The organism is Bacillota bacterium, assembly GCA_013177945.1.
In the GTDB taxonomy this organism is placed as follows: Bacteria; Bacillota; DSM-12270; order Thermacetogeniales; family Thermacetogeniaceae; genus Ch130.
Genome location: JABLXW010000011.1, coordinates 104,927 through 125,867, shown reverse-complemented (window position 1 = coordinate 125,867; position 20,941 = coordinate 104,927). Strand labels below are relative to the sequence as shown.

Annotated in this window: 22 protein-coding genes, 1 tRNA gene and 1 riboswitch; of the genes, 2 read left to right on the top strand and 21 right to left on the bottom strand. The window is 63.3% G+C overall.

Annotation, left to right across the window (positions count from 1 at the left end; all coding sequences use genetic code 11):
* Position 1: 1 nt before the first annotated feature.
* The 13 genes from cobM to HPY58_07225 all read right to left on the bottom strand — a co-directional run bounded on the left by cobM (position 2) and on the right by HPY58_07225 (position 12,169).
* Positions 2 to 781, bottom strand: coding sequence for a precorrin-4 C(11)-methyltransferase (gene cobM / locus HPY58_07285; protein ID NPV29446.1), 780 nt, complete (start codon positions 779 to 781; stop codon positions 2 to 4).
* 93 nt (positions 782 to 874) lie between these two features.
* On the bottom strand, positions 875 to 1,600 hold the full coding sequence (gene cobI, locus HPY58_07280) for a precorrin-2 C(20)-methyltransferase (GenBank protein NPV29445.1): 726 nt from the start codon (positions 1,598 to 1,600) through the stop codon (positions 875 to 877).
* Positions 1,593 to 2,831, bottom strand: a complete 1,239-nt coding sequence (gene cbiE / locus HPY58_07275) for a precorrin-6y C5,15-methyltransferase (decarboxylating) subunit CbiE (GenBank protein ID NPV29444.1) — start codon at positions 2,829 to 2,831, stop codon at positions 1,593 to 1,595. The genes cobI and cbiE overlap by 8 nt, the downstream gene beginning before the upstream one ends.
* 71 nt (positions 2,832 to 2,902) lie before the next feature.
* Complete coding sequence (cbiD, locus tag HPY58_07270; GenBank protein NPV29443.1) at positions 2,903 to 4,060, bottom strand: cobalamin biosynthesis protein CbiD; 1,158 nt, start codon at positions 4,058 to 4,060, stop codon at positions 2,903 to 2,905.
* Between the two features lie 850 nt (positions 4,061 to 4,910).
* Entirely contained in the window at positions 4,911 to 5,711 is an 801-nt protein-coding gene (gene cbiQ, locus HPY58_07265; protein NPV29442.1) for a cobalt ECF transporter T component CbiQ, read from the bottom strand.
* A 9-nt stretch (positions 5,712 to 5,720) separates the two neighbouring features.
* Positions 5,721 to 6,041: a cobalt transporter gene (locus HPY58_07260; GenBank protein ID NPV29441.1), complete on the bottom strand. Its 321-nt coding sequence runs from the start codon at positions 6,039 to 6,041 to the stop codon at positions 5,721 to 5,723.
* Positions 6,038 to 6,739 carry an energy-coupling factor ABC transporter permease gene (locus HPY58_07255; protein NPV29440.1) on the bottom strand — a complete coding sequence of 234 codons (702 nt, stop codon included), beginning with the start codon at positions 6,737 to 6,739 and terminating at the stop codon, positions 6,038 to 6,040. Before HPY58_07255 ends, HPY58_07260 begins: the two co-directional genes overlap by 4 nt.
* A 137-nt stretch (positions 6,740 to 6,876) precedes the next feature.
* Positions 6,877 to 7,249: riboswitch (cobalamin riboswitch) on the bottom strand.
* Positions 7,250 to 7,320: 71 nt separating this feature from the next.
* Complete coding sequence (gene pstA, locus HPY58_07250) at positions 7,321 to 8,181, bottom strand: phosphate ABC transporter permease PstA (GenBank protein ID NPV29439.1); 861 nt, start codon at positions 8,179 to 8,181, stop codon at positions 7,321 to 7,323.
* Positions 8,178 to 9,071: a phosphate ABC transporter permease subunit PstC gene (gene pstC / locus HPY58_07245; GenBank protein NPV29438.1), complete on the bottom strand. Its 894-nt coding sequence runs from the start codon at positions 9,069 to 9,071 to the stop codon at positions 8,178 to 8,180. The genes pstA and pstC overlap by 4 nt, the downstream gene beginning before the upstream one ends.
* Positions 9,072 to 9,200: 129 nt before the next feature.
* Positions 9,201 to 10,022, bottom strand: a complete 822-nt coding sequence (locus HPY58_07240) for a phosphate ABC transporter substrate-binding protein (GenBank protein ID NPV29437.1) — start codon at positions 10,020 to 10,022, stop codon at positions 9,201 to 9,203.
* Between the two features lie 223 nt (positions 10,023 to 10,245).
* Positions 10,246 to 10,776, bottom strand: coding sequence for a spore maturation protein (locus HPY58_07235; protein ID NPV29436.1), 531 nt, complete (start codon positions 10,774 to 10,776; stop codon positions 10,246 to 10,248).
* Positions 10,777 to 11,364: a spore maturation protein gene (locus HPY58_07230; GenBank protein NPV29435.1), complete on the bottom strand. Its 588-nt coding sequence runs from the start codon at positions 11,362 to 11,364 to the stop codon at positions 10,777 to 10,779. It lies immediately after the preceding gene.
* 49 nt (positions 11,365 to 11,413) lie between these two features.
* Positions 11,414 to 12,169 carry a L,D-transpeptidase family protein gene (locus HPY58_07225; protein ID NPV29434.1) on the bottom strand — a complete coding sequence of 252 codons (756 nt, stop codon included), beginning with the start codon at positions 12,167 to 12,169 and terminating at the stop codon, positions 11,414 to 11,416.
* Positions 12,170 to 12,380: 211 nt separating this feature from the next.
* On the opposite strand from HPY58_07225, the gene HPY58_07220 reads away from it, so the two are divergent.
* Together HPY58_07220 and HPY58_07215 are read left to right on the top strand one after the other, a co-directional pair.
* Positions 12,381 to 12,557 (top strand): hypothetical protein, encoded by a 177-nt coding sequence (locus tag HPY58_07220; GenBank protein ID NPV29433.1) that lies wholly within the window; start codon positions 12,381 to 12,383, stop codon positions 12,555 to 12,557.
* A 128-nt stretch (positions 12,558 to 12,685) separates the two neighbouring features.
* Positions 12,686 to 12,964 (top strand): nucleotidyltransferase domain-containing protein, encoded by a 279-nt coding sequence (locus HPY58_07215; GenBank protein NPV29432.1) that lies wholly within the window; start codon positions 12,686 to 12,688, stop codon positions 12,962 to 12,964.
* 56 nt (positions 12,965 to 13,020) lie between these two features.
* On the opposite strand, the gene HPY58_07210 is transcribed toward HPY58_07215, so the two are convergent.
* From HPY58_07210 to HPY58_07175, 8 genes are all read right to left on the bottom strand, one after another.
* Complete coding sequence (locus HPY58_07210) at positions 13,021 to 14,286, bottom strand: efflux RND transporter periplasmic adaptor subunit (GenBank protein ID NPV29431.1); 1,266 nt, start codon at positions 14,284 to 14,286, stop codon at positions 13,021 to 13,023.
* 24 nt (positions 14,287 to 14,310) lie between these two features.
* On the bottom strand, positions 14,311 to 16,677 hold the full coding sequence (locus HPY58_07205; GenBank protein NPV29430.1) for an FtsX-like permease family protein: 2,367 nt from the start codon (positions 16,675 to 16,677) through the stop codon (positions 14,311 to 14,313).
* Positions 16,677 to 17,411, bottom strand: coding sequence for an ABC transporter ATP-binding protein (locus HPY58_07200; protein ID NPV29429.1), 735 nt, complete (start codon positions 17,409 to 17,411; stop codon positions 16,677 to 16,679). The genes HPY58_07205 and HPY58_07200 overlap by 1 nt, the downstream gene beginning before the upstream one ends.
* A gap of 200 nt (positions 17,412 to 17,611) precedes the next feature.
* Positions 17,612 to 17,708, bottom strand: a tRNA-Sec gene (locus tag HPY58_07195).
* A gap of 83 nt (positions 17,709 to 17,791) precedes the next feature.
* The gene (locus HPY58_07190; protein ID NPV29428.1) at positions 17,792 to 18,448 is read right to left on the bottom strand and encodes a CBS domain-containing protein; all 657 of its coding nucleotides are present in this window, start codon (positions 18,446 to 18,448) and stop codon (positions 17,792 to 17,794) included.
* A gap of 51 nt (positions 18,449 to 18,499) precedes the next feature.
* Entirely contained in the window at positions 18,500 to 19,222 is a 723-nt protein-coding gene (locus HPY58_07185; protein NPV29427.1) for an ABC transporter ATP-binding protein, read from the bottom strand.
* The gene (locus tag HPY58_07180) at positions 19,210 to 19,992 is read right to left on the bottom strand and encodes an ABC transporter ATP-binding protein (GenBank protein ID NPV29426.1); all 783 of its coding nucleotides are present in this window, start codon (positions 19,990 to 19,992) and stop codon (positions 19,210 to 19,212) included. The genes HPY58_07185 and HPY58_07180 overlap by 13 nt, the downstream gene beginning before the upstream one ends.
* Positions 19,970 to 20,938: a branched-chain amino acid ABC transporter permease gene (locus HPY58_07175; protein NPV29425.1), complete on the bottom strand. Its 969-nt coding sequence runs from the start codon at positions 20,936 to 20,938 to the stop codon at positions 19,970 to 19,972. Before HPY58_07175 ends, HPY58_07180 begins: the two co-directional genes overlap by 23 nt.
* Positions 20,939 to 20,941 lie beyond the last annotated feature (3 nt).

Sequence of the window (20,941 nt, the reverse complement as noted above, 5' to 3'; positions counted from 1 at the left end):
CCTACCCCTTACCCCGGGCGCGGTAGCCGTGCTCGAAATTCGGGTCGTAGAGGAGGGAGCGCTCCCCCCGCGCCGCCAGGAAGTCCCCGACGAAGACCAGCGCCGTCCTGGAAATTCCTGCCTGGCGCGCCTTTGCCTCCAGGTCCCCCAGAGTCGCCCGAACGACGCGGGCGTCGGGCCAGGATGCCCGCGCCACGACGGCGGCCGGCGTTTCGGGGGGGAAGTGCGCCCTCAGGCCCTCCACCGCCTGGGGAAGCAGGTGCGCGCTCAAAAAAAGGCAGGTGGTGGCCCGGTGGCGGGACAGCTCCCGGAGCGACTCGGAAGGGGGGACGGGGGTCCTCCCTCCCTGGCGGGTCAGGATCACCGTCTGGGTCCCCCCGGGGACCGTCAGTTCCCGCTCTAAAAGGGCTGCCGCCGCCAGGAAAGAGCTCACGCCGGGCACGATCTCGAAAGAAATCCCCCGCGCCGCAAGGGCATCGAGCTGCTCCTGCAGGGCGCCGTAAAGAGCCGGGTCCCCCGAGTGGAGGCGCACCACCCTCTTTCCCGCAGCAGCCGCTTCTGCCATCAACCCGACGATCTTCTCAAGGGTCAGGCCCGCCGTATCGTAACAGGGAACCCCTGCCCGCACATGCTGGAGCAGCGCCGGGTTCACCAGGGAGCCTGCGTAAAGAACCAGATCCGCCTCCTGGAGGAGGCGCAGGCCCCTCACCGTGATCAGTTCGGGGTCCCCGGGCCCCGCTCCTACAAAATAGACAATCCCCTTTCGTCCCTGCTCGGCCACAATGCATCCTCCTCGCCAACAGTCCGGCGCTCAGCCTGTTTCCAGGCAGGCCACTCCCTTCGCTGAGAAGCCCACACTGCCGGGCACCGGAGCTCAGAAATCGGTTTTCGAACAACCCCGCACCAGGATCAGGGAAAAGTAGTCCTCCGGAAGCTCCCCGGCCACAGCCAGGTTCTCCTCCAGGACCTGCCCGGGCATCCCCGCACGGCAGACATAGGCGGCCTCCTCCAGGCGGCCCGCCTCTGCCAGGAGATCCCGCAACTCCTCCAGCACCGGCCCCGCCTTGAGGATGACGACATTCTCGAAGGCAGCCAGCACCTGGCGGAGAAAGGCACGGCCCTTCGTGGCGGGGACCACCGCCAGGCCCTCCCGGCCGCAGGCCAGGGGGCGGTTCAGGAGGGCGGCCGCCGCGCTGAAGGAGGTGACCCCGGGAACCACCTCCACCTCCAGTTCGGGCCTCATTGCCCGGAGGGCTTCGCCCAGGTAAAAACAGGTGCTGTAGAGGGTGCTGTCACCCAGCGTGACGAAGGCGGCATCCCGGCCCGCGTCGAGCACCGCCGCGACGGTTCGCGCCGCCTCCCGCCAGGCCGCCTCCAGTTTCCGGCGCTGCCTGGTCATCGGGAAGGTCACCTCCCGCAGTTCCTGGCCCGGGCGCAGCAAGGGGCTGATGACGTGCAGGGCCAGGCTCTGCTCCCCCTTATCTCCCCGGGGGACGAAAACCACCGCGACCTCCTGCAAGATCCGGGCCGCCTTGAGGGTCAGCAGCTCCGGGGCCCCGGGGCCCACCCCGATGCCGTAAAGCTTCCCCCTTTCAGGCATTACTTGAGCCTCCTTCCTGCCTCCGGGCGCGCAGGATGAAAACGGGGTTTTCCCCCTGCCAGATCTGCACCCTCCCCCGGGGGGCAACCCGCGCCAGGCTGACCAGCACCGCCTCCTGCTCCTGCCACCCGCCTTCATGCAGGACCTGCCAGGCGGTGCCGAAGGTGTCAGGGGTAACGGCCGTGATCACGAGCAGCCCCTGCCCGCGCAGCCACCCCCTTGCGGCAGCCAGGATCTCCCGGAGCCTCCCGCCGCTCCCCCCGACCAGGACAAGGTCCGCCGGGGGAAGGCCGGCGCACGCCGCGGGAGCCTCCCCGGGCACCAGCACGGCGTTGGAAATCTGAAATTTTTCCAGGTTGGCGCGCACCAGGGCGAGGGCGGCGGGGCTCTTTTCAACCGCAAAAATCTGCCCCGGAGCGATCAGGCGCGCCACCTCCACCGTCCAGGACCCGGTGCCTGCCCCGATCTCGTAGACGACCATTCCCTTCCGCAGCTGGGCTTTGCAAAGAGTGAGGGCGCGGACCTCCGCCTGGGACATCGCCGCCTCCCCCCGGACGAAAAGCTCGTCCGGCAGCCCCGGCGTCAGGATCCGGGGCCACTCCTGTTGCCCGGAACCCTGCGGCGCCTCTTCCCCGAGCAGGATCACGACGCTGTTCCCCCGGCCCGGAAGCTGCGCTCCCTCCTCAAGGCTCACTGCGGTCACCATCTCGCCCGGCAGCCCCAGATCGGTGAGCACCCAGACCTGCCGGAACCTCCTCCCCCGCTCCAGAAAATACCTGCAGACAAGCGCCGGGGTGAAGGAGGGGTCGGTGAGCACCGCCACCCTGGAAGAAGCGCAGGCCGCCGCCAGCCCCTCCGGGCCGCGGCCGTGCACGCTCACAAAGCAGAAGTCCTCCCAGCTCAGGCCGAGCCGGGCACAGGCCAGCTGCAGGGAGCTGATCCCGGGAATCACCCTCAGGCTGGCCTCCCCCAGGCGCGCCCGAAGGCGGGGAAGAAGGCTGAAAAACCCGGGGTCGCCGGAGAGAAGCACGGCCACCCGCCGCTCCCGCCGGGCTGCTTCGATGAAGGAAATCGCCTCATCCAGGCTGCGGCCGATGCGGTAGCACTCTTTTCCCAAACCGGAGAAAAGGCTGAGGGCGCGCCCGCCCCCCACCAGCACCTCCGCTGCCGCGACGGCGGCCTCGGCCGCAGGGGTGAGATACTCTCTGCTCCCGGGCCCGATTCCCACCACAGTTACCGGATAAGCCAGGACAACCAGCCTCCTCTGCCATCTCTTTCCGGCTTAATGCGCCGCCATTGCTTTTACCGCACCACTTCGCCCCGTTCTTGACGCGGGCAGGCGCCGGGCAGCCGCCAGCCCGCCCCGGCAAAGAGCGCGGCGGCGTTTTCGTCCCAGCCCAGCACCTCCCCCCGGCAGGAGAAAAGAACCGTTCCCACCTGCAGGGCGTTCCGGGTGTAGGCCATGGCGCGCCGGCTGGCGCGTGCTGCCAGGTCCCCCCAGACCCCCTCCAGGCCGGCCTCCGCCAGCAGGGCGGCCATCCCCTCAACCGTCGAGGAGTCCAGGAGGGCGCGCACCAGGTCCGCCCCCCCTCCCCTTGCAGCCGCAAGGGCAGCCACGACCTCTCCCCTCCCGTCGGCCGTCCGGTTGTGGGTGTGAAAGGCCCCGGCGGCAACCTTCGCCAGCTTCCCGGCATGACCCCATAAGACCACCTGCCGGAGGCCGTGCCGGGCGCACTCCTCCAGCATAAAGCCCAGAAAATTGCTCACCAGCACCACCGCCTCCGGTGGAACCCCAAACTTTTGGGCAAGGCTCTTTCCCCGGCGCCCCGGTGTGAGGAGGAGGGTCTCCACTCCTGCGGCGCGGGCGATCTGGATCTGGGGAACAAGGGCGAGCCTGAAGGCCTCCTCGGACATGGGCTCAACGATCCCCGTTGTCCCCAGAATGGAGATCCCGCCGACAATCCCCAGCTGGGGGTTGAGGGTCTGGCGCGCCAGCTTCTCCCCGTCCGGAACGCTGATCACGATTTCCGCGCCCTGCCCGGGGGGGAGCACTGCAGCCACGTTTTCCTTGATCATCTGAAGCGGCACCGGGTTGATGGCAGACCCGCCCGGCGGAACCGCAAGGCCCGGTCTGGTCACGGTGCCGACGCCCGGGCCGCCCCGGACCGTGATCCCCCCGGCCTGAAACCTGGCGGTGGCCTCGATCCGGGCGCCGTGGGTCACATCCGGGTCGTCCCCGGCATCTTTAACCACCCAGGCGGTCGCCCCGTCCGGGGTGCGCTCCAGGCCCCCCACCGGAAGGCGGGCGACCCGCCCGCCGGGCAGGGTGATGGCAACAACCTCCGGCTCTTCTCCCCGCAGGGCGAGGACTGCGGCGCGCGCCGCGGCAGCCGCGCAGGCGCCGGTGGTATACCCCCGGCGCAGGAGCTTCCCCCCCGCGCGCCGGTACCCGGTCAGCATCTGGCGCGCCTCGCCGATGGTCAGGGGGAGGCGCGGGAGGGCGACCCTGTCCTCGCGGGCCAGGATCTCAAAAAGGTGGGCAACCCGGGGGAGGCGGAGGCGCGCCGCCCGGACCAGGGCGGGATCCTGGAAGACGGCGGCCGGGCTCCCCCCGGCGAGAAGCTGCCCCTGCTCCAGGACAATTACCCGGTCCGCCCAGAGGGGGGTGAGATCCACGTCGTGGGTTGCCATCAGGATCGTCAGCCCCTGCCTCTGATTCAGGCCGTGCAGGAGGTGCATGATCTTGCTGGCTGCAGCGGGGTCGAGGCCTGCAGTCGGTTCGTCCAGCAGGAGCACCTCCGGGCCCAGGGCGAGGATGCCGGCAAGGGCCGCCCTCTTCTGCTCCCCGAAGCTGAGCTGGTGGGGTGCCGCCTGCCGGAGGTCCCAGATCTCCACCGCCTCCAGGGCCTGCCTCACCCGCTCCCTGATCGCCTCCTGCGGGAGGCCGAGGTTGGCCGGGCCCATCGCCACATCCTCGTAGACGGTGGGGGCAAAAAGCTGGTCGCGGGGGTCCTGAAAAACCAGGCCGATCCTCCGGAAGCGCACCGCCTCGGGGATTTTCAGGAGGGGCCGGCCCTCCAGGCAGACCCGGCCCCGGCTCGGGGCAAGCAGCCCCTGAAGCAGCATCAAAAGGGTTGTTTTTCCCGAGCCGTTGGCGCCCAGCAGGACCACAAGCTCCCCCCGGTAAAGCTCCAGGTTGATCCCCTGCAGGGCAGTCCGGCCGTTGGGGTAACGGTACCAGGCATCCTGCACCTCTAAAAAAGCACGATCCTGAACCTCCAAAATCCTTCACCTTGATTCCTCAGTTTTTTCAAAAAATCCTGCAAGGCCCGGGACCGGGGCTGGGCTGGCAGAATCCCAGGAGGATCAGGGCAAGGCCCAGGCAGGCCCCCAGCCCCAAAACCAGAAGGGTTGCCCCGGCCGCGCCCCTCCCTTCTCCCGGCGCTCCCGGCCAGAGCTCCCGGCACCCCCGGCTCTCCAGGGCGCGGGCCAGCGCCTCGCCCCGGTCGAGGGCGCGCGTGAGAACAATTCCCCCCAGCATCCCGATGCTGCGCAGCCCCCGGCGCCACCCGACGTAGTTTAACCTGAGGCGCTGGGCGCGGTAGACAAGGGGGATCTCCTCCGCCAGGAGGTGCACCGCCCGGTAGGCGGAAACTGCGATTTCCAGGCAGGGAGGCGGCACCCGGAACCACCGGGCTGCCGCCAGGAGATCCTTCACCTGGGTGGTCGTGTTCAGGAAAAGAAGCAGAGAAAAGCCTCCCAGGAGGCGCGCCGCCAGGAGAACCCCCCGTTCGATCCCCTCCCGGTAGCCGGTCAGCGCCGCCCCGCCCCAGCCCAGGTTAAAGAGGGGGGTTGTGCCGTACCAGAACACCTGGGTCACGAAGAGAAAGAAGGCCATCAAGAGAACCGGCAGCTGCCGCCGCAGAAGAAGAGGCAGGGGCACCTGAAAGGAGAGGAGCAGCAGCATGAAAAGGCAGCAGGCTGCCGGAGCACAAAAGTTTCTTGCGCTCACAACGATCCCCAGCAAAAGCACGACCAGGAAAAGCTTCGCCCTGGCGTCCACCTTTTCCCAAAAAAGGCTCTTCTGCTCATCTCCAAAAAACTCTTCCACCGCAAACCACTACTCCCTTCCCGGGGCCGACAGGCCCCCGCAGGAGCCCCCGTCCGCTCCCTCCCTGCCGAAAAGCTCCCGCCACTGGTAGCCCAGGTAAAACCCCGCCGTGAGCCCCGAAAGGGCGAAAAGGAAGAGGAGCAGGTCTCCCCGGTCGGTGTTGATGAGGGGAGGATGCTCCCCAACTCCCACCTCCCGGGCGTACTTTTCTGCAACCGCGCCGATCTGCTCGTCTGCACCCGGAAACTCGTGGCTGCTGTAAAAAACGGCTCCCAGCAGCAGCGCCGCGATTCCCGCCAGCAGGACCAGGGCAATCCGGTTTTTGCTCACGAGGGCTTCCCTCCTTCCGGAACCGGGGCCTGCAACGGCGCCAGGGCATAGCCGAGCCGGACCAGCAGATCCGACCGGCGGGCCGCCACGTAGCCGACCACCAGCCCCGTAAAGATCCCCTCCAGCAGGGCGAGGGGCAGCTGGGTGGGAAGGTAGGCCGCAAAGATAACCCCCCAGACCCGGGGCCAGGGTGTGGTGCCGTGAATGGCGAGGGCGAGCTGGAAAGAGCTTCCCACGTAAATGCTCAAATCCCCCAGGAAACCCGCGCAGCCGGCTGCCCAGGTCAGGTTAAGGCCGAGCCGCCGCAGCCCCCGGAAAACCAGGTAGCCCACCAGCCCCCCGAAGAGCCCCATCGTCAGGGTGTTCGCCCCCAGGGTGGTGAGGCCGCCGTGGGCAAGAAAAAGCGCCTGAAAAAGCAGGGCGATGAAGGCCATCACCGTCGCGAGCCAGGGGCCGGCCAGAATCGCGGCAAGGGGGGTTCCCCCCGGGTGCGAGCAGGTGCCGGTGATCGGGACGGGAACCGGCAGGAGGGAAATAATAAAAACCGCTGCCGTAAGCGCCCCCACCATCTGCCTGACGGAGGGCTCCCGCGCCGCGAGGCGCACGTAATCCCAAATCCCCCTGGCCAGAAAAGGCACGGCAACCCCTGAATAGGCAGCCGCCCAGCCGAGGGGCAGCATTCCTTCGGCAATGTGCATTTTTAAAGCCTCCTTTGTAGTGATCCAGCACTTGTTCAACCCGGCATCTGATTCAGCGCAGAAATTGAAAGCCCCAGCCCTACGGACTGAGGCAGATCGACAGCGCCATCCATCCCACCTCCCTATCGCGCGTAGGGTTTCGGTGTGAGGAAACAGGCAGGTCTCCTGGCTCGGGTTCCTCGCCCTCTCTACCCCTTCCCACCCCGCACTCAGCGGTGCTCGAGACATAAAACAGTTTTGCTGCAGCACGAATTTGGGCTGCGGCAAGAATCCGTCCTTCTGCCCAAGCTGCATTGAGTGTGAGGCAGTGGCTTTTGTAGAGAGGCTCCCCCTCACAGTGGCGGGACCGCGCCTTTCCCCCCGCACTCAACGCAGCGCACCAGGACCTGCATCGACTTCCAGGTGCGTTGGGCTGCAAGCATATTAAAAGAGCTGCATTCTCATTGAGTGCAGGGGTCCGGACTTCCCTTTTCAGCCCGTGCAAAGGGCACCTGTTCCCTGTTTTTTTTGCTATATAATTTGCCGTATGAAATCTATTCGCCCTGCAGGGTCGATCTCCTGCTTCCAGACCAAAAAAATCATCATTTTCCGTGCAGGGCCCCGCCCGCCCGCCTGACCAGATGCCGGACGAGCAGGTAGCTGAAAATGTTCAAAGAGAGGATGACGAAGATGAGAACCGCTCCGGTCCCGAAAGCCACCGGGAAGCAGCCGGTTTCCATCGCCACAAGGTAGAGGTGCATGGAAAGCGTCCTTGCGGGATCGAAGATGGTATGGGGAAGCAGGAGCGAGCCGCCCAGGGTCAGGAGGAGAGGAGCGGTTTCCCCAACAATCCGGCCCACGCTCAGGAGAATCCCCGTCAGGATTCCCGGCAGGGCGCTGGGCAAAACAACCCAGACAACCGTCTGCCACCTGCTCACGCCGAGGGCAAGGCTCCCCTCCCGGTAGCTGTCGGGTACGGCTTGAATTGCCTCCTCGGCGGTGCGGACGATGGTCGGGAGAATCATGCAGAAGGCGGTGAGGGCGCCGGAGAGAATCGACCAGCCCCCGGTGTAGGGCTTGAGCAGAACGACGAAGAAGGCAAAGCCGAAGAGGCCGATGACGATCGAAGGAATCCCCGCAAGGGCATCGGTGGCGAAGCGAACTGCCTTCACGAAAGGCCCGGGGCGGGTGTATTCGGTGAGGAAAATGGCCGCCCCCACCCCCACCGGGGCTGCCAGGAGGATGGTGAGAAGCGTAAAGTAAAGGGTGCCGACCAGCGGGGAGAAGATCCCTCCCTCGCTCCCCATGCGCCGGGGGTTCTCCAGGAGGAAGGAGAGGCTGAGCCGGCCCGCGCCCTGAACCAGAATGTAGCCGAGAATCAGAATCAGAACGAGCACCGTCAGCATCGCCGCCGTCCAGACGGCGATCTTCGCCAGCCTCTCCTGGGCCCTCGCCCCGATCATGCCGTTCTCGCCCTCCTTCCCGTGAGCAGCAGGGCAAAGCTGTTCAGGAGCATGATCACGAGAAACAAGACAACCCCTGTGGCGAAGAGGGCCTGGGCGTGGGAGCCCGAGGCGTACCCCATCTCAAGCCCGATGTTCCCGCTCAGGGTGCGCACCGGGGAAAAGATCGAGCGCGGCAGGGCCGGGGCGTTTCCGGCCACCATTAAAACGGCCATCGTTTCGCCGATCGCCCGCCCCATCCCCAGCATAACGCCTGCCGTGATCCCGGAGCGCGCCGCCGGGAGCAGGCAGTGCACAATGGTCTGCCAGTGGGTTGCACCAAGGGCAAAGGAGCCTTCGGCATACTCGCGGGGAACGGCGCGGAGGGCATCCTCCGAAATGTTTACAACCGTCGGGAGAATCATGATGGCAAGGACCAGGGAGGCTGCGACAATCCCGTACCCCATCTTCATCTCCGGGGCAAGCCAGGGGCCAAACCAGTTCACGGCAGCGCAGCGCACCAGGGGCACAATCACCGTCATTCCGAAAAGGCCGTAAACAACCGAGGGAATTCCTGCCAGAAGCTCAATCGCCCGGCGCGTCCAGAGGGCGGCGAGGGGAGGGGCAAACTCGGCCAGAAAAATCGCCGTCGCCAGGGCAAGAGGGACCCCCAGCAGGAGAGCGCCGAAGGTCACCGCAAGGGTGCCCACAACCATTGGGAGAATCCCGAATACTTCCTCTCTGGGGAGCCACCTCTGGCCGAAGAGAAAAGGAAAAAAACCTGTTTTCTGGAGCACCGGATACCCCTCAAGAAAGACAAAAACCCCTACCAGCACCACCACAACGATCGAAGTAAAGGCGCAGAGAAGGAGCAAGAAGGGGTAAACCTGTTCGCAAAAACGGCGCCTCATTTTCAACCTCCTGAATTTCCTCAACAGTCCCGGGCGTCCCTGCCTGAAGCAGAGCTTGCGGGGGAAAGCAGGAGGCTGCTTTCCCCCAGGCGGGGAAATGTATTTTTTACAAGCCCGCATCTTTAAGTGCTACCTGACCGGGATGAATTCCTGCCCCACAATTGCCTGGCCCTCGGGGCCGAGCACGAAATCGATAAACGCCCTGGTCAGACCGGCAGGCTCATCCTTCGTCAGGTAGAGGAAGGGACGGGAAATCTTGTAGGAGCCGTCGAGAACCGTCTCCTTGCCGGGCTTTACTCCATCAACGGCGAGGACCTTCACCGCTTCGTTGACGCTCCCCAGGGAAATGTACCCGATCCCGTTGGGATCTCCGGCAACCGCGGTCCGGACGGCCCCGGTCGACTGCTGAACGGCGGCCTTGCCGCTGATCTTCCTGTCTTTCATCACAATCTCTTCAAAGGCGCCACGCGTTCCCGACCCCTCTTCCCGGGTAAAAACGTTAATGGCCGCGTCCTTTCCTCCGACATCCTTCCAGTTGGTGATCTCCCCGGCGAAGATCTTCCGCACCTGATCCAGGGTCAGCTCTTTCACGGGATTCCCGGGGTGGACGACAACTGCAATTCCGTCCTTCGCAATCATGAATTCCTTAACAGTGCCCTTTTCCTCGGGTTTCAGCTCCCGGGAGGAGGAGCCGATGTCTGCGGTTCCCTCCTGGGCGGCCTTAATGCCTGCACCGGAACCGCCTCCGGCAACAATGACTCTGACACCCGGGTTCTTCTCCATAAAGGCGTTTGCCAGCTCTTCGGAGAGCGGCTGCACCGAAGTCGAACCCGCGATGCTGATGGAGCCGCTCAACCCTTGAGTCCGCTTCGCGCACCCCGCCGCGGCCCCAAGCACAAAGAAAACCGCGAGAGGCAGCGCCACCCACTTAACCTGCACCACAGATCTCATCCTGAAATCCTCCTTCAACCCTCTCTTTGAGTATACTGCATGCCCGCCTGAGAAGATGATACAGGCTGAATGTTAAAAGTTCGTTGTCCCCGTGTAAAGGTTTTAATAAAACTTTGTTAAGGTTTTGTAAAATTTGTAAAACCCCCTTTTCCCGCGGACGGGCCTGCTCGCTTTCAGCCAGGCGTCGAGGGAGCTTTTTCGGAAAGGCTTCTCGGGGGGTTTTTCAGCCAAACAGCGCCCTGCAGAGCCAGACTGCCGTCAGGAAACCGGCGAGATCGGCGAGGAGCCCCACGACCACGCTGTAGCGGGGGTGCTTCACCCCAACGGAGGCAAAGTAGAGGGCGAGCACGTAGAGGGTCGTTTCCGTGCAGCCGTACACGGCGGCTGCAGTCCGCCCCGCCAGGGAGTCAACCCCCTCCCGGGCGAAGATCTCCAGGGCCAGCCCCAGGGAGGCGGGGCCCGACAGCGGCCGGACGAGAAGCAGGGGGAAAACCGGAGGGGGAAGGGCAAGGATTTTGAGCACCGGCGCAAGGAGCCGCGTCAGCCAGAGCAGGGCGCCTCCCTCCCGGAAGACGTTTACCGCCACAAAAATCCCGACGATGTAAGGAAGGATCCGGACGCCCAGGGCAAACCCTTCGGCCGCCCCTTCTAAAAAGACCCGGTAGACTTTAACCCCCCGCAGGGAGGCAGCCAGCAGGACCCCGCCGATAAAAAGAAAGAGCATCCAGTAAGAGAGCGCCGTCAAAACGCCCATTCAAAAGCCTCCACGCCTCTTCGCCCACCGCCGGCAGCACCAGTCTCCGCACACCGCCACCAGGAGCGCCGCGCAGTTTGCCAGGAGGCTGGGAACGACGATATCGGCGGGGTTTTCCGCTCCGGCGGCAGCCCGGATCGCCACCATCGTAAAGGGGAGGGCGAGGGCCGAGGTGTTGATCACGAGGAAGGTGCACATCGCCTCGCTGGCGGTATCTTTCCTGGGGTTGAGCTCCTGAAGCTGCTGCATCGCCCGGAGCCCGAAGGGGGTCGCGGCGCTTCCCAGCCCTAAAAAGTTGGCCGTCATGTTGAGGAGAATCGACCCCAGGGCGGGGTGATTCCCCGGCACGCCCGGGAAGAGGAGGCGGATGAAGGGAGCGAGGAGGCGGCTGAAGCCCCGGATGATCCCGGCCCTCTCGGCGACCCGCGCGATCCCCAACCAGAAACAGAGGGCACCTGTAATCTCCCAGATCCTTTCCACCCCGGCGGCAGCCCCGTTCAGGGCCGCTTTCGTCACAAGCTCGGGGCGGCCCTGCAGCGCAGCCGCAACAATCCCGCTGCAGAGCAAAAATAAAAAAACGAGATTCACCGCTTCCCGGCCTCCTCCCCGGACCGCCCCGGCGCCGGAGTGTCAGCTTCTAGGGGTAAATCACCACCAGCGCCCCGTCGGGCACATTTTCGTACAGCCACCGTGCGTCCTGATCGCTCAACCTGATGCAGCCGTGGCTTGCGGGCAGCCCCAGCTTTGCGTGTTCTTCCTCTTTGACCAGCCACGCCTCATCCCGGGGAACGGAGTGGAATAAAAACTCCCGGTGGAAGCGCACCCACCAGAGGGCTCCTTCCTGAAAGCGGGAGGACCAGAAGGACTGGCCGCGGTCCTGGATCGCAAATATCCCCCGCGGCGTTTCCCGCCCAGGTCTTCCGCCCGATGCCAGCATCAGGCGAACCGGCATCCGGCCTTCGTATACGGTCACGGTGTGAATCTTCCCGAGCCTGACCGCGATCCACTTTCCCGTCACCCTCCGGGTTGCAAACCAGAAGCACTCCTCCCTTTCTCCGCCGCCTCGAGACTGGAGCCAGCAGCGGACCTGGTAGCCGGTGCCGGGCAGAAAATGCTCATGTGGAATAAAAACCGCGGCCTCTCCCTCCACAATCACCCTCCCCGGCAAGCCCTTTCCGGTGAGGGGGGCCACCTCGAAACGGGCTTTCTTGATGGGTGCATCGGCGCGCACCCGGATCTCTGTATAAAGAGGAACATCCTGCGCCCCGTCTGCAGGGGCGGTGGCGAGCACCTGCAGGCTCCGGGTCGCAACCCAAGCCGCCCCACCTCGCATCCAGATACCTGCGCCTCCGAAAAGGATCCCCAGGCCCAGAATCAACCCATAAAGGTTCATGCGCCGGCGGGACAGGAAAAAGAGCATCTTTTCACCTGTCTTTCTGAAAATTTCCCGCGCCGGAAGCCCTTTTTTATCATTTTATTGCTCCGCTTTTTGTTCTAGACCTGAACCGCTTTTTCAAAACTTTTGGGAGGAATTAACAGGTATAAGAGGCTGCCAGATCTTTGATACTAAGAGTGCAGCAAACTGACTACGGGAGGTGATAAAAGTGGACATCCGCCAGACCATCCAGCAGTGCATCTCCAAATGTGAAAGCAGCGCGAACGACCTGCGCGCGGTTGCCGGCCAGATCCAGAACCCGCAGGCAAAAAATACGGCCCAGCAGGCCGCAACCCAGATCGACAACTGCGTGAAGCAGTGCCGCTCTCTCCTGAATCAGGTTTAGCTCTCTCTGGCGGGAACATCCTCTCCTTCCCGCCTTTTGCTTTTCCCTTCCTTCCGGGCTTCCAGTCTTGCCGGTGGTCTCTGCCGATACCTCCCCCAATCCCGGATGTCGATTTTGCGGTCTTGCCGATGCCGCAAACTTCCTGGAGCTACAGGCGCGAGCTAGATTTACTGGATGAGCTGTGCCACATCGGACAAAGTGAAGATATTAACCTGATAAATCTGCAGCAGGTTCCGGTAACCCTGCAGATGCGGGTCCTGGAAACCGGGCGACCCCTCTACGTCAGGGACGAAATACGTTTAGCCGATTTCAAGGAGTGGGTCATTCGCCGCTATTGTGATTTTGAGCCTGACCTGAAGAATCTCTACCGGGATTTTGATGCCGGCCTCCGGGAGGAATTTCTATGAAGCTGCTGCCACCAGGATGCTGCAGGTCACCATCGAGGCTACCGGGTTTAGCCCCCTCAAGACCGATCCGCCACCCTTTTGTCCTCCTTAAGCCCGGCCAGCTGGAGGTCGAGAACGACCCGGTCCCCTTCCTGCAACCCCTTTTCGATCACGACCTCCCGGTCGTTTTCAAACCCTTTTTTGACGGGCTGGATCTTTGCCCTTCCGCGCCGCACCACCCAAACCGCCTCTCCGCCGCGATAGGGGAACAGGGCCGTCTTGGGCACAACCAGCCGGCCCTCCTGTTTCTCGAGCGTGAACCGGACATCGAGGGCGCAGCCGGGGCGCAGCCCGGGGGTCTTGGGGGTTTCCGGCTTCACCGTGACCTTGACGCGCTGCTCTTTCAATCCGAGCGGTGATATCTTTTCCACCGCTGCAGGAGCGATTCTTTCAACAACCCCACCGAAAACAAGATCCCCTCCGGCGCCCTCTTGAACCAGCTCCACCTTCATCCCTTCTTTCAGGCTTCCGGCATCTCCGGCGAGCACGAACACCTCAACCAGGTAGGAGTCCTTCTGAAAAATGGTCATCAGGGGGGAACCGGGGGGCACGACCATGCCTTCCCTGACCGCCAGGTCTGCAACAACCCCGGCGGCAGGCGCGGTGATCCTGGATTCCTCTATTTTGTGTTTCACCGCCTCAATCTGCGCCTGGAGGGATTCCTTCATTCCCGCATAGTACCGGCCTGTCCCGCTGCCGGGCTTGTGGGATTCGACCAGCAGGGAAAGGGCTTCCTCCTGCTGCTCCAGGGCGTTCTCCGCCGCTTTTACCGCTTTCAGCGCCTCTTCATATTCCTTTGTGCTGATTGCCCCGGATTTGTACAACGCCTCGATCCTGGCGAAACTGGTTCTGGCCGCCTCGAGATCGAGCCTTGCCTTTTCCACCAGGAGCTCCTGCTGCCTCAGCTGCGACCGGTAGGGCTCCTGATGCATCCTGGCCTCATCCCCTTTGACGCTTTCGAGTTGCGCCTGCAGCTGCGCCAGCTGGAAATGGAGATCCCGGGCATCGAAGACCGCGAGCACCTCCCCCTTCTCTACCACATCCCCCTCCTCCACGCGCAGGTCAACAATCCTGCCGCCATAAACGGAAAAAACGGGGTACTCCGCTGCAGGGACAACAAACCCTTCTTCCTGAAGCGTCCTGGCGATGGAGCGCTTCTCGACTCTCAACAGCTCTGCCTCCAGCGGCTTGAGGGCTTCGCCCAGGAAAACAACCGCAGCAAGGGCCACGGCGGCCGCCCCGAAAAGGATTTTCCGCCTGTATTTCACAAGATTAAATTTCACAAAACGCCTCCTCCCCTCCCGCTCTTATTCCCGAGACTTGAGAACCTCTACCAGGCTCAACCCGGCGACCTTTCTGGCCGCCGCCCGCTGGGCGATCCAGATCGAGGCGGCCGTTATGAAAAACGCCGCCACCACGGAGAGACCGGACATCTCGGCAGGAATGGTGTAGATGTCGGTGCTGAACGCCCGGGCCATCCCTGCCAGGAACAGCTTCGTCAGGGGTATCCCCGCGAGCATGGCAAAGATGCTGAGCACCCACTGCTCGAAGGTAATTACAGAGAGCGCCTCCCCTGGCGTCATCCCCAGGACCATCATGGAGGCCAGCTCGCGGCTCCGCTCCGACAGTGTGATGGTGGAAGAGTTGTAGATGACGGCGAAGCCGGTGATGACGGCCATCAACGCAAAGATAAGGATCGTGCCGGAATAGGAAGCCATCAGCTCCTTGATCTGGGCGAACATTTCCGCCCGGTTCACGAACCCGGCGATTGCGGGGCTGCTGTTGTACTTCCTCTGCAGCAGCGGAATGCGCTGCTCCTCCACCAGCAGCATCACCCCTGTTGCCAGGTTCTCCTGCCCCAACAGGCGGCCTGCGGCCCCGATCTCCATGTACGCATTGAGCCCCAGGTACTGGGGGATGACGCCCACCACCTCCACTTTTTTCTCCTCTTCCGGGCCCCTCATCATCGGGCTTTTTACGGTTAATTGAGTGCCGGGGCCGGCTCCGAGCAGGCGCGCCAGGCGCTCCGAAATCAGGACCCCGTTCCGGGGAGGCGCGACCCTGCGATCCCTTTTGTCCAGGATGTTGTAAAGCCTGCCGTCCTGCGGGAGACCCAGCAGCACCACATCCTTTTCGCGCCAGGCATTTTTCAGCGTAACGGGAAGCTCCGCCACCGGCTCCGCCCTTTTCACGCCGGGGAAACGGGCAAGCTCCCGCGTTGCCTTTTCCCGATCCAGGGGGTGGGCAAGGTCGACCTTGACGTTGTAGGCCTGGATTTTTTCGTACTGCACCAGCAGCATCTTCTCGCTTATATCCTTCAGCGCCCAGGTGAGCCCCCCGAGGGAGAAGGCGAACGTGATCCCCGCGAACACGAAGAGGCTGCGCCTTTTGTTGCGGCTGATGCTGCGGACCGCCATCTTGCCCTGCACGGTGAGCATGCTCCAGATGAGGGGGAACCTTTCGAGAAGCGCTTTCGCCGCCGCGGGGGGCGCCGGGGGCCGCATCGCCTCGGCAGGCCTCAGGGCAAGAACCCCCTTGCACCCCTGGTACCCCGCAAACCCGCTGAACGCCAGGGAAAGGAGGATGCTTAAGAGGAGATGCTCTGGAGAAAACCTGCTCTTGAGGCCTGGCATGTTGAAAAACACCTGGTACATGGTGGTTAAGGGGTACGACAGGGCAATCCCGGCGAGCCCTCCGGCCAGGCCCCCGGCCGCCCCGACGATCAGGGGATAGGACAGATAATGAAGCAGGACTTCCCGGTCTGTGTACCCGAGCGCCTTTAAAATCCCGATTTGTTCCCGCTGCTGCTCAACCATCCGCCTCAGCATGAGGTATAAAATCAGGGCTGCAACCGACAGGAACAGGAGGGGCAGCGTCCGGGCGGTCGACCTCAAGCTGTTCAGCTCCTGGGTAAGCATGAAGTGGCTGATCTGGTCCTTCCGGGGGTAGATTCTTTTCAGCCCGTAAGGCTTGAGTTCCGGCTCCAGCCTCTGCTCCAGGGCGAGGTAGTCCGCGCCCGGCCGCAGGGTAAAAACGAGGTCGTTGACCGTCTTTCCGGCCGCGAACAGCGCCCGCATTGTTTCGTAGGGAATGAAGGCAACCCCAAACCTGGCAGGGTCGGGGTAGAGGTCGGTGGAGCTGCGCAGGGCGTAGATGAATTCCGGGCTCCTGCCGAATCCCACGATGCGCAAATTCTTCTTTTTCCCCTCAACGATGACCTCAATTTCCTGGTTGAGCTCGAGGTGGTTTGCCTCGAAGAACTTGTTGTCCACCCAGATATTCATTTCGCCGCTTTCCAGGGGGATTCCCTGCATGAGCTCCATCCCGTTGATGGGGTCTTGAGCGGCCGGGTCCACCGAAATCAGGCGCAGGTGCACGCTCTCCTCCCTCCCCGGCAGCAGCACCCGCACTTCCCTGACCAGGCGGCCCTGAATGTCCTCGATCCCTTCAAGGTCTCTCAGTTTTTCCACTTCCGCGCAGGGCATGGCCTCCACTTCCGCAAAGCCGTCCGCAAATCTCCGGGCCCTGTAAAAATTCCTCTGCGAGACATCCAGATTGTCCATGACGATGGAAAAAGAGCTGAATACCACAAGCCCGATGAAGATCACGGCTGTGCACGCGAGGTAAGAAGCCCTGCCCTCTTTGAGGTCCCGGACCGCCTTCTTCCAGAGCATTACCAGGCCACCTCCTCCGGAGGCAGCGGATTCTCGTTGCACACGATCTCCCTGATCCTCCCGTCTCTGAGGCGAAGCACGCGGTCGGCCATCCCGGCAATGGCGGCGTTGTGGGTAATGATGAGGACGGTTTTCCCGTAAGACCTGCAGAAATCCCGCAGGAGCCTGAGGACCTGGATCCCCGTCTCGACGTCCAGCGCCCCCGTCGGTTCGTCACAGAGGAGGAGGTCGGGATTCTTGGCAAGCGCCCTGGCGATGGCGACCCGCTGCTGCTCGCCCCCCGAAAGCTGCGCGGGAAAGTGGTGCGCCCGGTCGGCCAGCCCGACCTTTTCCAGGACCTCGTCCACCGGGAGCGGGTGCTCAGAAATCTGGACGGAAAGGTCCACGTTCTCATAAGCGGTCAAGCTGGGAATGAGGTTGTAAAACTGGAAAACGAACCCCACCGCGCTCCGGCGGTACTGGGTCAGCCTTCTGGAATCTGCGGTGTGCAGCGGCTCGCCGCGGTAGTACAGCTCCCCCTCGCTCGGCGTATCCATTCCCCCGATAATGTGCAGCAGCGTGCTCTTGCCGGAGCCGCTCGGGCCCAGGATCACGATGAGCTCCCCTTCGTAAATTTCCAGATCGACGCCGTTGAGCGCCCTCACGGTGACTTCTCCCATCTGGTAGAACTTGAAGAGGTTTTTCCCTTTGATGATCGTTTCCGTGTGCCGGCGCACGTGATCCCCTTCTTTCATCCAGGGCTCGCCCGGGCTCTTTCCAGAGGTTATGATCCCCCGGCGCGGCCCGCCGCGTTTCGCGGGCAGTCCACCTTATCCACCTAAAGATCGAAAGGCGTCCCCGCTCCCCGTTTAAGCCGAAACCTGCTGCACCAGGAGGAGCAGCAGGTTTCTTGCAAAGCCTCGTTTCAGCCTTTTCCTGTTGCCCTAAAAGCAGCTGGCGGGAGCGTGTGGGAATCGAACCCACCGGAGACACTCGTCATGCCTCCCGCTGGATTTGAAGTCCAGGCGCACCACCAGGCACAATCCGCTCCCGACCGGTTTTTCGCTCCCATTTTAACACAAGTTCGCCCCGGCGTCCAGCCCAAATGCCAGAGAGGGTCTTCTGCCCGTCATTTCTAAAGCGCGGCCCGGCCTTTCCAGGCTACAGACTTAACCCTGATCCCCTGCTCCGCAAGAGCATCGATGATTCTTCCCGCCTCTTCATTCCGCAGCTGAACGGCCAGGGTCACCCGGCCCCGCCCGCTGTGGAAAACGGCGAGGTGGGAGATGTCTCCTCCCTCCTTCCAGACCACCCCGGCCACCTTCGCCAGCATCCCCGGCCTGTCTTCCAGCTCCAGGTCAAGCCTCGTCCCCGGCTCCCGGAGGCCCATCAGCTCGATAAAGGCATCGAAGATATTGCTCTCCGTAATGATCCCGACCAGCCTTCCCTCCTCGACAACGGGGATTGCTCCGATCTCGTTGTCCCGCATGATCAGGGCGGCCTCCTCAAGGTAGGCATCGGGCGAAATGGTGATCACCCTCTGCTTTTTGATCAGCGCCCCGATCTTCGTCCGGGCGAGCAGGTAGTTCAGCTCAAAGATGCTCAGAGAAGTCGCCGGAGAAGGAGAGACCTCGCTCAGGTCCCGGTCGGTGACGATGCCCACCAGCTTCCCCTTATCGAGCACGGGGAGACGCCTGATGCGGTGCTCCCGCATCAGGGCCAGAGCTTCGGCAATCGTGGTTTGGGGTGTAATCGTCACGGGATCCGGCGTCATTTTATCCCGCACCAGCACCATAACCGCCCCCTTATGAAATTTTTTCCAGAAGAACGCGCTCTCGCCGCTTCAGGCGCCCAGGTAGGCCTTTTTAACCTCCTCCCGCTCGGCAAGCTCGCCGGCGGGACCCTCCAGGACGATCCTTCCCGTTTCCAGCACATAGGCCCTGTGGGCAATCTGCAGGGCGAGCCGGGCGTTTTGTTCCACAAGAAGAACGGTTGTCCCCTCCCTGTTGATCTCCTGAATGATCGTAAAAATCTCCCTGACCAGCAGGGGGGCAAGCCCCATCGAGGGTTCGTCCAGGAGCAAAAGACGCGGCCGGGCCATTAAAGCGCGGCCGATGGCCAGCATCTGCTGCTCTCCTCCGCTCAGGGTCCCCGCCACCTGGCGCCTGCGCTCCTGCAGGCGGGGGAAGCGTGCCAGAACACGCTCCAGGTCGCTTTTAATCCCCTTTTTATCCTTTCTGGCAAAGGCGCCCATTTCCAGGTTTTCGAGCACCGTGAGGTTGGCAAACACCCGGCGGCCCTCCGGCACCTGGGCAATGCCCCGCCGGACGATCTCATGGGGCGGCACCCTGGTCAGGTCCTCGTTCTGGAAGAGGATCCTTCCCGAGGCCGCCCGGACAATCCCGGAGATCGCCCGGAGGGTGGTGCTTTTTCCGGCCCCGTTGGCCCCGATCAGGGTTACAACCTCCCCCTCACCCACAACAAGGTTGATCCCCTTAACCGCCCGGATGGCGCCGTAGGAAACGTGCACGTCTTCAAGGACAAGGAGCGGGGCTACTCCTCCCATTCCGCCACCCCCTCCTCTCCCAGGTATGCCTCAATGACGCGGGGGTTCTCCCGGATTTCCTCAGGGGTTCCCTCCGCGATGAGGGAGCCGTAGTCCAGCACCAGCACCCGCTCGCAGAGCCCCATCACCAGGGACATGTCGTGCTCGATCAGGATAATTGTCAGGTCAAACCGGTCCCGGATCCACCTGATCAAAGCCAGCAGCTCCCGGGTTTCCTGGGGGTTCATCCCCGCCGCGGGTTCGTCCAGCAGCAAAAGCCGGGGGTTGGTGGCAAGGGCGCGGGCGATCTCCAGCCTCCGCTGCTCCCCGTAGGGCAAACCGGCCGCCCGCTCCCCCGCCCGCTCCTTTAAACGAAAGACGTCCAGCAGGTCGAGGGCGGCCCTTTCGATTTCCGCCTCCCGCCGGTAAAAGGAGGGGAGCCGGAGGAGGGCGGGCAGGAGGCCGTAACGAATCACGCTGTGGTAGGCGATCTTTACATTGTCAAGCACCGTTAAGTTGGGGAACAGCCGGATGTTCTGAAACGTCCGGGCGATGCCGAGCCGCGTGATCTGGTGGGGGGGCCTCCCCCGCAGGCTTTTCCCTGCAAAAATCATCGTCCCCTCCGAGGGGGGGTAGAGCCCGGTCAGAAGGTTGAAGACCGTCGTCTTCCCGGCCCCGTTGGGCCCGATCAGCCCCACCAGTTCGCCGGCCTCAACGGTAAGACTGAAATTATAAAGGGCAACCAGGCCGCCGAAGCTCTTTCCCAGCTTATCCACCGTGAGCAGCGCCACGGGCCACCCCTCCCCTCCGCATCCAGCGTCCCAGCAGGTCCAGGGAAAGCTCCCGCTTCCCCGCCAAACCATGCGGGCGGTAAATAGCAACGAGAATCAGCATCAGGGCGTAGAGCACCATCCGGAACTCTGGAATCCTCTGGAGCAGCGTGGATAAAAGGGTGAGCAGCACCGCCCCCAGGCAGGAGCCGGTCAGGCTTCCCAGGCCGCCCACCATTACCATCACCAGCACGTCAAAAGAGAGGAGAAAGGAAAACTTGTCGGGCAGAATCACGTAAAAATAGTGGGCGTAGAGGACCCCGGCGAGCCCCGCTCCTGCGGCCCCCAGCACGAAGGCCAGCACTTTGTAGCAGGTGGTGTTGACCCCCATCATTTCCGCCGCCAGTTCGTTCTCCCTGACCGCCAGACACGCCCGGCCGTGGGTTGAGCTGATGAAGTTCCGGACGAGAACCAGGGTAAGGACGACGCTCCAGAAAAGCCAGGTCCAGTTAACGGTGCGGGGGATCCCCGAGATTCCGCGGGCGCCTCCCAGGTACTCGAAATTTTCCAGCAGCACCCGGATGATCTCCCCAAAGCCAAGGGTGGCAATGGCGAGGTAGTCCCCCCGCAGCCTCAGGGTGGGAAGGCCGATCAGGAATCCGGCGCAGGCCGCTGCGGCCATTCCTGCCGCAACCGCAAAGGCGAGGGGAAGCCCCAGCTTCATGGTAACCACAACCCCGGTATAGGCGCCCACCGCCATAAAACCGGCATGGCCCAGGGAAAGGTGCCCCGTAAAGCCGTTGATCAGGTTCAGGGTAACAGCAAGGATGATGTTGATCCCGATCAGGAAGAGATTGACCTGGTAATACTCGGATATCAATCCCCTGGCAATCCCCCACCCGACGCAGCCGTAAACCAGCAGGGCAATGACGGCGGGAGCGGCGAGCCGAACCCACTTCCTCTCCATCAC

Excerpts from the sequence above, each read along its gene's own strand:
- pstA (NPV29439.1), bottom strand. The coding sequence starts at position 8,181 with ATGATCGGGGCGAGGGCCCAGGAGAGGCTGGCGAAGATCGCCGTCTGG.
- cobI (NPV29445.1), bottom strand. The coding sequence starts at position 1,600 with ATGCCTGAAAGGGGGAAGCTTTACGGCATCGGGGTGGGCCCCGGGGCC.
- HPY58_07225 (NPV29434.1), bottom strand. The coding sequence starts at position 12,169 with ATGAACCTTTATGGGTTGATTCTGGGCCTGGGGATCCTTTTCGGAGGC.
- HPY58_07235 (NPV29436.1), bottom strand. The coding sequence starts at position 10,776 with ATGGGCGTTTTGACGGCGCTCTCTTACTGGATGCTCTTTCTTTTTATC.
- cbiD (NPV29443.1), bottom strand. The coding sequence starts at position 4,060 with ATGCTGACCGGGTACCGGCGCGCGGGGGGGAAGCTCCTGCGCCGGGGG.
- HPY58_07175 (NPV29425.1), bottom strand. The coding sequence starts at position 20,938 with ATGGAGAGGAAGTGGGTTCGGCTCGCCGCTCCCGCCGTCATTGCCCTG.
- HPY58_07185 (NPV29427.1), bottom strand. The coding sequence starts at position 19,222 with ATGGGAGGAGTAGCCCCGCTCCTTGTCCTTGAAGACGTGCACGTTTCC.
- HPY58_07205 (NPV29430.1), bottom strand. The coding sequence starts at position 16,677 with ATGCTCTGGAAGAAGGCGGTCCGGGACCTCAAAGAGGGCAGGGCTTCT.
- HPY58_07240 (NPV29437.1), bottom strand. The coding sequence starts at position 10,022 with ATGAGATCTGTGGTGCAGGTTAAGTGGGTGGCGCTGCCTCTCGCGGTT.
- HPY58_07200 (NPV29429.1), bottom strand. The coding sequence starts at position 17,411 with ATGAAAGAAGGGGATCACGTGCGCCGGCACACGGAAACGATCATCAAA.
- pstC (NPV29438.1), bottom strand. The coding sequence starts at position 9,071 with ATGAGGCGCCGTTTTTGCGAACAGGTTTACCCCTTCTTGCTCCTTCTC.
- HPY58_07255 (NPV29440.1), bottom strand. The coding sequence starts at position 6,739 with ATGCACATTGCCGAAGGAATGCTGCCCCTCGGCTGGGCGGCTGCCTAT.
- HPY58_07215 (NPV29432.1), top strand. The coding sequence starts at position 12,686 with ATGCCGCAAACTTCCTGGAGCTACAGGCGCGAGCTAGATTTACTGGAT.